General features: G+C 73.8%; 9 protein-coding genes. 3 read left to right on the plus strand and 6 right to left on the minus strand.

All coding sequences use genetic code 11. The features are described 5' to 3' along the window. Nucleotides 1–24: 24 nt before the first annotated feature. Genes AB0B76_RS02875 through AB0B76_RS02885 form a run of 3 tightly spaced genes read left to right on the plus strand, consistent with a single transcriptional unit; the run spans nucleotide 25 to nucleotide 4,556 of the window. Nucleotides 25–1,155: an AAA family ATPase gene (locus AB0B76_RS02875; protein ID WP_360368220.1), complete on the plus strand. Its 1,131-nt coding sequence runs from the start codon at nucleotides 25–27 to the stop codon at nucleotides 1,153–1,155. Beyond that, a complete protein-coding gene (locus AB0B76_RS02880) occupies nucleotides 1,145–3,367 on the plus strand; it encodes a DUF5682 family protein (RefSeq protein WP_360368223.1) in 2,223 nt (740 codons plus the stop codon). Before AB0B76_RS02875 ends, AB0B76_RS02880 begins: the two co-directional genes overlap by 11 nt. Further along, a complete protein-coding gene (locus AB0B76_RS02885; RefSeq protein ID WP_360368225.1) occupies nucleotides 3,360–4,556 on the plus strand; it encodes a VWA domain-containing protein in 1,197 nt (398 codons plus the stop codon). The genes AB0B76_RS02880 and AB0B76_RS02885 overlap by 8 nt, the downstream gene beginning before the upstream one ends. Before the next feature lie 15 nt (nucleotides 4,557–4,571). Here the strand turns inward: AB0B76_RS02885 and AB0B76_RS02890 are convergent, their stop codons facing one another. The 6 genes from AB0B76_RS02890 to moaA form a co-directional block, all read right to left on the minus strand. Further along, nucleotides 4,572–5,780, minus strand: coding sequence for an ATP-binding protein (locus AB0B76_RS02890; RefSeq protein WP_360368228.1), 1,209 nt, complete (start codon nucleotides 5,778–5,780; stop codon nucleotides 4,572–4,574). A 258-nt stretch (nucleotides 5,781–6,038) separates the two neighbouring features. Next, nucleotides 6,039–6,983: a hypothetical protein gene (locus AB0B76_RS02895; protein WP_360368231.1), complete on the minus strand. Its 945-nt coding sequence runs from the start codon at nucleotides 6,981–6,983 to the stop codon at nucleotides 6,039–6,041. A gap of 116 nt (nucleotides 6,984–7,099) precedes the next feature. Beyond that, nucleotides 7,100–10,309, minus strand: coding sequence for a UvrD-helicase domain-containing protein (locus tag AB0B76_RS02900; RefSeq protein WP_360368234.1), 3,210 nt, complete (start codon nucleotides 10,307–10,309; stop codon nucleotides 7,100–7,102). Between the two features lie 36 nt (nucleotides 10,310–10,345). Next, complete coding sequence (locus tag AB0B76_RS02905; RefSeq protein ID WP_360368237.1) at nucleotides 10,346–11,578, minus strand: metallophosphoesterase; 1,233 nt, start codon at nucleotides 11,576–11,578, stop codon at nucleotides 10,346–10,348. Nucleotides 11,579–11,582: 4 nt separating this feature from the next. Continuing rightward, entirely contained in the window at nucleotides 11,583–11,828 is a 246-nt protein-coding gene (locus AB0B76_RS02910; protein WP_360368240.1) for a MoaD/ThiS family protein, read from the minus strand. Next, nucleotides 11,825–12,865 carry a GTP 3',8-cyclase MoaA gene (moaA, locus tag AB0B76_RS02915; RefSeq protein WP_360368243.1) on the minus strand — a complete coding sequence of 347 codons (1,041 nt, stop codon included), beginning with the start codon at nucleotides 12,863–12,865 and terminating at the stop codon, nucleotides 11,825–11,827. Before moaA ends, AB0B76_RS02910 begins: the two co-directional genes overlap by 4 nt. Nucleotides 12,866–12,882 lie beyond the last annotated feature (17 nt).

Below are 12,882 nucleotides of genomic sequence, written 5' to 3' on the forward strand. Positions count from 1 at the left end.
CGTCACCAACCCCCAGGAGTCCGCGTGACCAGCACAGTCGATGTCACCGCCGCCCACGTCGACGGGGCGCCCGTTGCCGAGACCGTGCAGCGGCGACACGCCGAGGAGGAGTTCGCGGCCGAGCTCGTCGCGCTGGCGGCCGGCGACGAGCGGCCGCGGCCGCCGGGGTGGCGGCTCTCGCCGTTGGCCGTGGTCACCTACCTGCTCGGCGGCGAGGCGGCGGACGGGACCGTGATCACGCCGAAGTACGTCGGGCCGCGGCGGCTCATCGAGGTCGCCGTCGCCACGCTCGCCACCGACCGGGCGCTGCTGCTGCTCGGCGTGCCCGGCACCGCGAAGACCTGGGTGTCGGAGCACCTGTCGGCGGCGATCAGCGGCGACTCGACGCTGCTGGTGCAGGGGACCGCGGGCACGCCCGAGGAGGCGATCCGGTACGGCTGGAACTATGCCCGCCTGCTCGCCGAGGGGCCGAGCCGGGCCGCGCTGGTGTCCAGCCCGGTGCTGCGCGCGATGGCCGACGGGCGGATCGCGCGGATCGAGGAGCTGACCCGCGTGCCCTCCGACGTGCAGGACACCCTGATCACGATCCTGTCCGAGAAGACGCTGCCGGTGCCGGAGCTCGGGCAGGAGGTACAGGCGCGCAAGGGCTTCAACGTCATCGCGACCGCCAACGACCGCGACCGCGGCGTCAACGAGCTCTCGTCCGCGCTGCGGCGGCGGTTCAACACCGTGGTGCTGCCGGTGCCGTCGGGCGTCGAGGAGGAGGTCGACATCGTGGCCCGGCGGGTCGCGGCGCTCGGCAAGGCGCTGGAGCTGCCCGAGCTGCCGCCGGCCGTCGACGAGATCCGGCGCGTCGTCACCGTGTTCCGGGAGCTGCGCAACGGGGTCACCGAGGACGGGCGGACCAAGCTCAAGTCGCCCAGCGGCACCCTGTCCACCGCCGAGGCGATCTCGGTGGTCACCAACGGCATGGCGCTCGCCGCGCACTTCGGCGACGGGGTGCTGCGGGCGGGCGACGTGGCCGCGGGCATCCTCGGGGCCGTGGTCAAGGACCCGGTCTCGGACCAGGTGGTCTGGCAGGAGTACCTGGAGACGGTGGTCCGCGAGCGCGAGGGCTGGCGCGACTTCTACCGAGCGGCCCGCCGTGGCGAGTGAGCCGCTGCTGCTCGGAGTGCGCCACCACGGGCCGGGATCGGCCCGGGCGGTGCGCCGGGCGCTGGCCGAGTTCCAGCCCGAGGTGGTGCTGATCGAGGGGCCGCCGGAGGCCGACGCGCTCGTGCCCTTCGCCGGCGACGAGGACATGCGGGCGCCGGTGGCGCTGCTGGCGTACCCGGCGGACAACCCCGACCCGAAGCTGCGCGCCTCGTTCTGGCCGCTGGCCGAGTTCTCGCCGGAGTGGCAGGCGATCCGGTGGGCGGTGGCGCGCGAGGTGCCGGTGCGGTTCATCGACATGCCCGCGGCGGTCCGGCTGGCGGCCCCGCAGGCGGCTTCGAGGCCCGGCGACGACGCGGTGCGGCTCGACCCGATCGGGGCGCTGGCGGAGGCGGCCGGGTACGACGATCCCGAGCGCTGGTGGGAGGACGTTGTCGAGCACCGGTTCGACCAATCGCCGTTCGCGGCCATCGCCGAGGCCATGACCGTCGTGCGCGCGCACGCCCCGGTGCCGGGCGAGGCCGAGCGGGTCGAGGAGGAGCGGCGCGAGGCGTACATGCGCATCGGGCTGCGCACGGCGCTCAAGGAGTTCGAGCGCGTGGCCGTCGTGTGCGGGGCCTGGCACGTGCCGGCGCTGACCGGGCCGCTGCCCACCGCCGCCGCCGACAACGCGGTCGTGCGCGGGCTGCCGAAGATCAAGGTCGCGATGACCTGGGTGCCGTGGACGCACGCGCGGCTGGCGTCCTGGCAGGGGTACGGCGCCGGGGTGCGCTCGCCCGGCTGGTACCACCACCTCTTCACCTCCGTCGACGCCCACGTGATCGAGCGCTGGCTGGTGCGGGCGGCGGGCGTGCTGCGCAAGGACGGTGTGCCGGTGTCCAGCGCGCACGTCATCGAGGCGACCCGGCTGGCCGACGCGCTCGCGACCATGCGCGGGCGGCCGCTGGCCGGGCTGGCCGAGGTCACCGACGCGGCCCACGCGGTGCTCTGCGACGGCGACGACCTGCGGCTCGCGCTCATCAACCGGCGGCTCGTGGTCGGCGACCGGCTCGGGCGGGTGCCGGACCGGACGCCCGGCGTGCCGATCGCGCGGGACGTGGCCGGCAGCCAGCGACGGCTGCGGCTGCCGCCCCGGGTCGAGCGGCGGGAGCTGAAGCTCGACCTGCGTCAGGCCTTCGACCTGGATCGCAGCCGGCTGCTGCACCGGCTGCGGCTGCTCGGCGTCGAGTGGGGCAAGGTGCTGGCCGCGGCCAAGGGCAAGGGCACCTTCCGCGAGGAGTGGGAGATCGCCTGGCAGCCGGAGTTCGCGGTGGACCTGGTGGAGGCGGGGGTGTACGGCACCACGGTGCTCGAGGCCGCCACCTCCCGCGTCGCCGAGCAGGCCGCGAGCGCGGCGACCCTGGCCGACGTGACCGCGCTGGTGGAGCGGTGCCTGCTCGCGGACCTGCCGGACGCGCTGCCCGGGGTGCTCGACGCGCTCGACGAGCGGATGGCCCTCGACGCCGACGTCGCCCACCTGATGGACGCGCTGCCGGCGCTGGCCCGGACACTCCGGTACGGCGACGTGCGCGGCACCGACTTCTCCGCACTGCGGGATGTCACGCTCGGGATGATCACCCGGATCTGCGTGGGGCTGCCAGCGGCGGTCGGCGGGCTCGACGACACCGCGGCGGCGGTCATGCGCGACCGGATCGACGGGGTGCAGGGCGCGCTCGCGCTGGTCGACGACGCCGAGGCACACGCGCGCTGGCAGGCGGTGCTGGCCGGGCTGTCCACCCGGGACGACCTGCACGGCCTGCTCACCGGGCGGATGAACCGGCTGCTGCTGGACGCGGGCGCGGTCGACGTCGACGAGATCGGGGCGCGGATGGCGCTCGTGCTCACCGTCGGGGTGCCGGTGGCCCGCACGGCGGCCTGGATCGAGGGGTTCCTGGCCGGCGACGGGCTGCTGCTGGTGCACGACGAGCGGCTGCTGGCCCTGGTCGACGCCTGGCTGACGGGCATACCGGCCGACGCGTTCGTGGAGGTGCTGCCGCTGCTGCGGCGGACGTTCAGCGGCTACCCGGCGCCGCAGCGGCGCATGATCGGCGAGCGGGCGGCCAACATCGGCACAGGCCGGCCGGGGGCGGGCGCGGACGACGAGATCGACGCGGCCCGGGGCGCGCTGCTGCTGCCGGTGGCGGCGCGGCTGCTGGGAAGGGAGCTGCATGTCTGACGACGCTGACAACGACAACGACAACGACAACGACAACGACGGCGACGAGCGGCTTCGGCGGTGGCGGCTCGCCCTGGGTGGTGCGCCCGGGGCGGAGGGCACCGGCTACGGCCTGACCGGGACCGACGCGGCGGTCGACGCGGCGCTCGGCGCGCTCTACGACCACGGCGACGACGGGGCGCCCACCCAGCGCGGCGCGGGGCTGGGGGCCTCGGCGCCGCGGGTCGCGCGGTGGCTGGGCGACATCCGGCAGTACTTCCCGTCGACCGTCGTACAGGTCATGCAGGCCGACGCGATCGAGCGGCTCAACCTGACCCGGCTGCTGCTGGAGCCCGAGATGCTCGACGCCGTCGAGCCCGACGTGCACCTGGTGGGCACGCTGCTCTCGCTCAACCGGGTCATGCCGGACAAGAGCAAGCGGGCCGCCCGCAAGGTGGTGGCCAAGGTGGTGACCGAGCTTGAGCGGCGCATCGCGCAGCCGACGCGGACCGCGCTGAGCGGGGCGCTCAACCGGGCGGCGCGGATCAACCGGCCGCGGCACCACGACATCGACTGGAACCGCACGATCCGGGCGAACCTGAAGCACTACCAGGTCGACCGGCGCACGATCGTGCCGGAGCGGCTGATCGGGTACGGGCGGCGGGCCCAGGCCGTGCAGCGCGACGTCGTGCTCTGCGTGGACCAGTCGGGGTCGATGGCGGCGTCGGTGGTGTACTCAGGTGTCTTCGCGGCGGTGCTGGCCTCGATGCGCTCGCTGAAGACGTCGCTCGTCGTGTTCGACACCGCGGTGGTCGACCTGACCGACCGGCTCAGCGACCCCGTCGACGTGCTGTTCGGCACCCAGCTCGGCGGCGGCACCGACATCAACCGGGCCATCGCCTACAGCCAGCAGCTCATCAGCCGGCCCCGGGACACGATCTTCGTGCTGATCAGCGACCTGTACGAGGGCGGCGTGCGCGAGGAGATGCTGCGGCGGGTCGCGGCCATGACGGCGGCCGGGGTGCAGGTCATCACGTTGCTGGCGCTGTCCGACGAGGGCGCGCCCGACTACGACCGGGAGAACGCCGCGGCGCTGGCCGCGCTCGGGGTGCCGACGTTCGCCTGCACGCCGGACGTGTTCCCGGAGCTGATGGCGGCCGCGATCGAGCACCGGGACCTGCGCGGGATCGTGGAGCGGGCGGGATCGTGAAGGGGCGGAAGCCCGTCACTCGGCGGGCTGAGTCCGCAGGTAGCGGGCGAAGTGGGGCACCGTGAAGGCGACCGTGCCCCGCTCGCCGGAGTAGATGAGGCCCTTCTTGATCAGGGCGTCCCGGGCGGGCGACAGGCTCGCCGGCTTGCGGCCCAGGGCGCGGGCGATCTCCGCGGTCGGCACCGCCTCGGACACGTCCACGGCCGGCAGCAGGGTGGCCATCGTGCGCATGTACTCGCGCTCGGCCGGGGTCGCGCGCTCGTAGCGGGAGCCGAAGAACCCCACCGCCAGCTCCGCCTCGGCCTCGGGCGCGGCGACGCGCACGTCGGCGGCGGTGATCGGCGAGCGCGGCGCGTGGTCCCAGGTCGCCTTGCCGTAGGCCTGCACGAAGTACGGGTAGCCGCCGGAGGCCTCGTAGAGCGCGTCGAGGGCCTTGGCCTCGTACTCGACCTCCTCGCGCTCGGCCGGCGCGGTGAGCGCCAGGTCGGCCGCGATCCGGTCGAGGCGGTCGATGCGCTGGTAGCGGAAGAGGCGCTCGGAGTAGGACTTCGAGGCCGACAGCAGGGCCGGCACGTGCGGCAGCCCGGCCCCGACCACGATGAGCGGGGCGCCGGTCTGCGACAGCTCGTGGCAGGCCGCGCACAGGGCCGAGATGTCGTCGACGCCGAGGTCCTGCAGCTCGTCGATGAAGAGCGCGACCCCGGTGCCCACGTCGGTGGCCACGCTCGCCGCGTCGGTGAACAGCTCCACGAGGTCGATCTCGATGTCGCCGGAGTCGGCCCGGCCGACCGCGGCGGGCGCGTCGATGCCGGGCTGCCAGCGGTCGCGCAGCTTGGAGGGTGGCTTGCGCGGGTCCTCGCGCAGCGCGAAGGCCTTGAGCACGCCGAGGAACTCGTCGATCCGGTCGGGCGCCCGGTGGTGCGGGGCCAGCTCGCGGATGGCCATGTGCAGGGCGGCCGAGAGCGGGCGGCGCAGCGACTGGTCGGGCCGCGCCTCGATCTTGCCGGTGCCCCACAGGTGCGAGATGGCCTCGGAGCGTAGGGTGTTGAGCAGCACCGTCTTGCCGACGCCCCGCAGTCCGGTGAGCATGAGCGACCGCTCGGGCCGCCCACGCGCCACGCGCTCCAGCACGACCTCGAAGGCGTGCAGCTCACGGTCGCGGCCGGCGAGCTCGGGCGGGCGCTGACCGGCGCCGGGCGCATAAGGATTGCGAACCGGGTCCACGAATCGCACAGTATCGGGCTTTCTAGCGCGCAGGCTAGAACCGCGTAGAGGAACCTCTACGGCGTGTCGTCGTGGAACATCTACGGCTTTCTAGCGCGCACACAAGAAAGCCCTATAAGGCACCATCGAAGCTTACCGAACACGCGTTCGATGGCTGGCTCGAACTAATGTACTACACCCGTTCGGGGCCCCGTCGCAAGGGGGCCCGAAAACGCCGAAGGCCCGGGCGAGGACCCGGGCCTTCGGTAAAACCGCAGCTCAGCTGCGCAATTTCAGGCAGAGCACGAAGTCGTTGGCGTCGACCGGGCTGTCGAAGAAGTAGTTGTGGGAGTAGCCCGGGGTGCCTTCGCACTTGTTCTTGTCGGTCGTGCCAGGGATGCGCTTGAGCACCTCGTAGGCGCCCGGCCCGCACTGGACCTTCTGCATCTGCGGCTTGTCGTTGCTCGTGCCGACGTTCTTGAGGCACTCGCCGACCTGGACCGAGGCCGCGTCGCCGGCCTGCACGCCGGGCTTGCTGGCCGACGGCGCTGCGCTCGGCGGCGCCGACTGCCCGCCGTTGCCGGCGGCCGGGGCGGAGGCGCCGGGCTTGCCCGAGGACTGGGCCGCCGGCGGGTTGCTCGTGTCGGTCTTCTTGTCCTTCAGGACGTAGTAGTACACGCCGACGCCGGCGCCACCGAGCAGCAGCAGCACCAGGATCGCGACCAGCGCGACCGTGCCGCCGGAGCGCTTCTTCTCCTCCGGCTCCGGGGGCGGGCCCCACTGCGGCTCGTCCCGGTAGCCGGGCTCGTTGCCGTAGGGCTGGTAGCCGCCGCCGGGCTGCTGGTAGGTGCGGTCGTCGTAACCGCCGCGCCGGTCGTCGTACCCCTGGTCGGGGTAGCCGCCCTGGTTGCCGTACCCCTGGTTGCCATAGCCCTGGTTGCCGTAGCCGGTGTTGGGCTCGCCGTAGCCGCGGTCACCGTAGCCACCGCCACCACCGCCGCCCTGGCCGTAGCCGCCACCTTGGCCGTAGCCGCCCCCGCCCGGGCCGTAACCACCGCCGCCCTGGCGTCCTCCGCCCTGGCCTGGGTTCTGGTCCGGCGGCGGGCCCCACGAAGGCTGCTGGCCCTGGCCCTGGTCGCCATAGGGATCCGGCTGACCGCCCTGCCCCCATGGGTCCTGAGGTTGACCCTGGTACGGTCCGCCCGGCGGTCCGTAACCCGACATGATGTCCTCCTGGTCCTGCGGCCGGTGGTCGGCTTGGTGAGCCTATCGGCGTCAATGCAGCAACGGTAGCTCTCCCCCATGCCCCCTTGACCTCACGGATCCACGCCAAAAAGAGTTCAGATCAGGCGCAGCTGTCGATCTTTGGGCCGGCGCGGAGCCGCCGGACCACGCCGCTCCAGCAGGCCCGGGTCGATCGCGGCCAGGAACGGGGACGGCGCCATCTCGCGCTCGGATCCGTAGCGGAAACGGCTGCGGCTGTGCGACACGAACAGCCGGTCCTGGGCGCGGGTGAGCCCGACGAAGAACAGCCGGCGCTCCTCGGCGACGTCGTCGCCGGTCTGCTGGGCGCCCGCGAAGGGCCGCAGCGGCAGCAGGCCGTCCTCGACGCCGACCAGGAACACGACGGGGAACTCGAGCCCCTTCGAGGCGTGCAGGGTCAGCAGGTTCACCCGGTCGGCGCGCGGGTCCCAGCCGTCGACCTCGGCCCCGGTGGCCAGCGCGCCGAGGAACTCCTCGAGGTCGGCGCCGGCCCGCCGCGCGAGCGGGGTCATCAGGTCGACGGCGTTCCACACGTCGGCCTCGCCCAGGGCCATCAGGTCGCTGTCCAGCGTGCCGCAACGGCCGGCGACGACCTGGCCGGCCAGGCGGACGCGGGCCGCGATCGAGCCGCCGAGGCCGTCGGCGTAGCGCAGCTCCCGGGCGATGGCGGCGACCCCGGGGCGGTCCAGCAGCCGGTCGTGCGAGCGCTTCTGCACGGGTACGCCGGCCCGGCTCAGCGCGTCGACGATCGGCGCGGCCTGGGCGTCGGTGCGGTACAGCACGGCGATGTCCGAGAACGACATCGCGCCGACGGCGGCGCGGGAGTCGACGCGGCCGTCGTGCGAGCGGTGCGACAGGCCGCCGACCAGCTCGTCGACGGTACGCACGACGAAGTCGGCCTCGTCGGCGACGGACGCGGCCGGGTACAAGCCGACGATCGGGGCCTCGAGGTCGAGCCGGGCCGGGTCGAGCCGCCGCCCCGGCACCAGCGTGGTCGGGGCGATCGCCTGCACCGCGGCGGCCAGGATCGGCGCCGACGAGCGGTAGTTGCGGGTCAGCCGGACCACCCGGGCGTCGACCTCGCGCGTGGAGAAGTCGGCGGCGAAGCGCAGGAAGAAGGAGACCTCGGCGCCGCGGAAGGAGTAGATCGCCTGGTCGGGGTCGCCGATCGCGCACAGGTTGCCGCCGGGCGGGCACAGCAGCCGCAGCAGCTCGTACTGCACCGGGTCGACGTCCTGGTACTCGTCCACGAAGATCCACCGCCAGCGCGCGCGGTACCGCTCCACCAGCGCCGGCGTCTCGCGCAGCAGCTCGACGGGCAGCGTGAGCAGCTCGTCCAGCGACACCAGGTCGCGCGCCCGCAGCGCCTTGGCCAGCGTCTCCCGGGTCGAGGGCTCCATCGCCGCGAGCGCCCGGCGCGCCTCCCGCTCGCTCAGCGGCTCGAGCGCGGCCAGCAGGTCGGCGTCCTCGGCGATGCGGAACTGCGAGGTGAGCCCGGCCGCGGCCGCGTTCTCGCGCAGCACGGACAGGCCCAGTGCGTGGAACGTGGAGACCGTGATCGCCTCGGTGACCGGCCCGAGCAGCCCCTCGAGCCGCTCGCGCAGCTCCTCGGCGGCCCGGCGGGTGAACGTGATCGCCAGGCACTCCTCCGGGTAGACGCCCAGCTCGGCGCAGAGGTACGCGACCCGGTGGGTAAGCGTGCGGGTCTTGCCGGTGCCGGGGCCGGCCACGATGAGCAATGGGCCGCCGGGCGCCGAGGCCGCGACCCGCTGCAGCGCGTCGAGCCGGTCGAGCAGCCCGGTGCCGACCTCCTCCATCCCGGCGAGCATCGGCTCGAGGGGCTCGTGCGGCGAGGGCGGCGGGGCGATCGGCGGGGGCGGCGGGGCGGCCTCCGCGGGCCCGTTCCGCCGCCGCCGGGGCTGGGCCTTGGGGGCCGGCTCGGCCTTGCGCTGCTTGGGCAGAGCCGGCATCGGTACCTCGAACAGAACGTCCTCGTGGGCGCTCACGCGCAGTTCGGAGGGGTCGAACAGCTTGATGACGCCGTACTCCCCGTCGTATCCGGGCGTGCGCCGCACCTGCCCGCGCCGCAGCCGCGCGATGGCCTCGCCGAGCAGCTCGCCGCCGGCCCGGGCCACATCCTCGACCGGCACCGAGCGCAGGATCGACAGCTCCGGTCCGAGCTCCGCCACCAGGGCCGCGAGCTTCTCGTCGACGGTCTTCGACTTCGGACCGACCCCGTTGATCTCGCCCAGGATCTCGTGCAGCTGGATCAGGTGGGTGACCCCGGGCGCGCCGGGTGGCGTGAAGCCCTCGGGCCGGTCGGCGAGCTCCTCGACCCGGTGCAGCACGCCGACGGTGAGCGGCTTGCCGCACTCGGGGCAGCGGCCCTGGGCCTCGCGGGTGCGGGCCGGCGGCCAGTTCACGTCGCAGGCGCGGTGGCCGTCGGCGTGGTACTTGCCCTCCTCGGGGAAGAACTCGAGCGTGCCGACCAGGCCCTCGCCGGTGCGCAGCATGTCGCGGACGCCGAGGTAGGACAGGTCGCCGCGCAGCAGCGTCGCCTCGCGGGCCAGCGCCGGCGCGGAGTGCGCGTCGGAGTTGGACACCAGCCGGTACCGGTCCAGCGACGACACCCGCCAGTTCATCTCCGGGTCGGAGGAGAGGCCGGTCTCCACGGCGAAGATGTGCTCGGCGAGGTCGGCGTAGCAGTCGGCGATGGCGTCGAAGCCGGACTTGGAGCCGAGTGCGGAGAACCAGGGCGTCCAGATGTGCGCCGGGACGAGGAAGCCGTCCGGGCTCGCCTCCAGGGTGATCTCCAGCAGGTCGCGGGAGTCCAGGCCCAGGATCGGGCGGCCGTCGGAGCCGAGGTTGCCGATCCGCCCGAGCGCGGTGTTGAAGCGGGCGACCGCGTCGAAGTCGGGCTGGTAGATCAGGTGGTGGACCTTGCGGGTACGGTCGCCGCGCTTGTAGATCGTGGAGATCTCGACGGACAGCATGAACCGCGCGGCGACATCGGCCCCGCCGAGGCGGGCCGGCAGCCGGCGCAGGATGTCGGCCTCGCGGTCGGGGTGCAGGCGGTAGAGGCCCGGCTCGGCCGGCACCAGCGCCTCGCGCAGGTGGTCGAACCAGGCCGGGTGGGTGAAGTCGCCGGTGCCGAGCAGGGCGATGCCCTTGCGCCGCGCCCACCCGGTGAGCGTCTCGATGCTGAGGTCACGACTGCACGCCCGGGAGTACCTCGAGTGGATGTGCAGGTCCGCGACGAACGAGTCGGTAGCGGCGTTCGAAGGCACGCTGCATCCTGTCACAGCAGCCCCACGCGTCGCCCGCTACGCGCCGTGGAGCTCGACGATCGAGATGTCCGGGGGTGCGCCGAAGCGGACGGGCGGCCCCCAGAAGCCGGCGCCGCGGGTGACGTAGACCTGGGTGCCGTCGACCGTGCCGAGGCCGGCCACGATCGGCTGCTGCAGGCCCACGAGCAGGTTGAACGGCACCATCTGCCCGCCGTGGGTGTGCCCGGACAGCTGCAGGTCGACGCCGTGCCGGGCCGCGTCGTGGGCCTGGATCGGCTGGTGGGCGAGCAGCACCACGGGGCGGGCGGGGTCGCGGCCGTCGAGCGCCTTGCCGAAGTCGGGGCCGTCGCCGACGTCCTTGCCGCTGAGGTCGTTCACCCCGGCGAGGTCGAGGCCGAGCACGTCGACGCGCTCGTTGCGCAGGACCCGCACGCCGAGCGAGTTCACCTCGTTGACCCACTCCTGGTAGCCGGAGAAGTACTCGTGGTTGCCGGTGACGAAGAAGCTGCCGTGCTTGCCGCGCAGGTCCTGCAGCGGCTCGGCGGCCGCGCCGAGCTCGGCGACACTGCCGTCGACCAGGTCGCCGACGACCGCGACGAGGTCCGCGTCGACCGAGTTGATCATTCGCACGATGCGCTCGGTGTGCGAGCGGCCCAGCAGCGGGCCGAGGTGGATGTCGGACACCACCGCGATGCGGAAGCCGTCCATGCTCGCGGGCAGCTTGGCCAGCCGGATGGGGACGTGCTTCAGGTTCGGGGCGCTCATGGCCTGGTACACCCCGATGCCCACGGCGCTCGCGGACAGCACGCCCGCGGTGACGGCGAGCGACCGGCCGAGCAGCAGGCGCCGCCCCGTGTCGAAGGCCGGATCGGCCGCGATGGGCGCGGGCGGCGGCTCGGCGGCGAACGCGGTGCTCTCTTCGACGTCACCGTCCGGGACGGCGGGGGCGGCTTCACCCAGGCGGGAGCGGTACGCCCAGAGGCGTATCGCCAGCCGCGGTACCTCCAGGATCAGCAGCGTGACCAGCAGGTAGAACATCAGCGCGAGCCAGAGGAAGCCGGGCCAGGCCACGATCGCCTGCCGCGAGTGCGGCAGGGCCCGCGACAGCGCCAGGGTCGCGGGGATCACCAGGGCCAGCAGCACCGCGATCACGGAGCCGATGATGCGGGCGCGGCGGGTGCGGGTGGTGTCCCTGACCAGGCGCTTCCAGAGGTACCAGTGGATGCCCCCGACGACGATGAGCACGACCACCAGGAGGACGGCGATCACCGGCTCAGCCGCCCGCGAACGGGGGCAGCACGTCGACCGTCGCGGCCGTGGGCAGGGCGGCGTCCCGGTCCCGCCAGGCGGTGCCGTCGACCAGGAACGAGCAGGCGGTCACCACGCCGGCGAGACGCGGCCGGCCGGCGGTCACCGTCGCGACCAGGTCGGCCAGGGTCGCGGCCTCGACCTTCTCCTCGGGCACGCCGGCGGCCGCGCGGGCCCCCGCGAAGTAGCGGACGAGCAGCAACTCGGTCATCCTCCGATGGCAGACATGGGCCGGGCGGGCTGCAGGAACTTCGGGTCGTCGATGCCGTGGCCGGCCGGCTTGGCCCACATCGCCTTGCGCCACAGGTCGGCCAGCTCCTCGTCGCCGGCGCCGCCCCGCAGCGCGCCGCGCAGGTCGGTCTCCTCCTGGCTGAACAGGCACGAGCGGATCGCGCCGTCGGCGGTCAGGCGGGTCCGGTCGCAGGCGCCGCAGAACGGGCTCGACACGCTGGCGATCACCCCGACCCGGGCCGGGCCGCCGCCGACCGCGGCGTGCCCGTCGACGATCCAGGTCTCGGCCGGCGAGCCGCCGCGCGCGTCGGGGTCGGGCCGCAGCGTGTAGGCCGAGCGCAGGGCCGCGAGGATCTCGGCCCCGGTGACCATCTCCTCGCGCCGCCAGGTGTGCCCCGCGTCGAGCGGCATCTGCTCGATGAACCGCAGCTCGTAACCGCGCTCGAGGGCGAACGCGAGCAGGCCCACGGCCTCGTCGTCGTTGACCCCGCGCAGCAGCACCGCGTTCATCTTCACCGGCAGCAGCCCGGCCGCGGCGGACGCGGCGAGCCCGGCGACCACGTCGGCGTGCCGGTCGCGGCGGGTGAGCGCCTTGAACTGGGCCGGGTCGGTGGTGTCGAGCGAGACGTTGACCCGGTCGAGCCCGGCGGCGGCCAGCGGCTCGGCGAGGCGGGCGAGGCCGATGCCGTTGGTGGTGAGCATCATGCGCGGGCGGCGGGTCAGCCCGGCGACGGCCCGGACGATCTCGACCAGCCCGCGGCGCAGCAGCGGCTCGCCGCCGGTGAAGCGGACTTCGGTGACGCCGAGGCGGTGCACGGCGACGTCGATGAGCCGCACGATCTCGGCGTCGGTGAGCAGCGACGGGTTCGGCAGCCAGTCGAGGCCCTCGGCGGGCATGCAGTAGGTGCAGCGCAGGTTGCACCGATCGGTCAGTGAGACCCGCAAATCGGTCGCCACGCGCCCGAACCGGTCACCCAGACCGGCCCCGGGGGGTTCCTGCGATGCCGATGGAGTCATGCATCGAACGGTACCCG

It is taken from the genome of Dactylosporangium sp. NPDC049140, assembly GCF_040648435.1.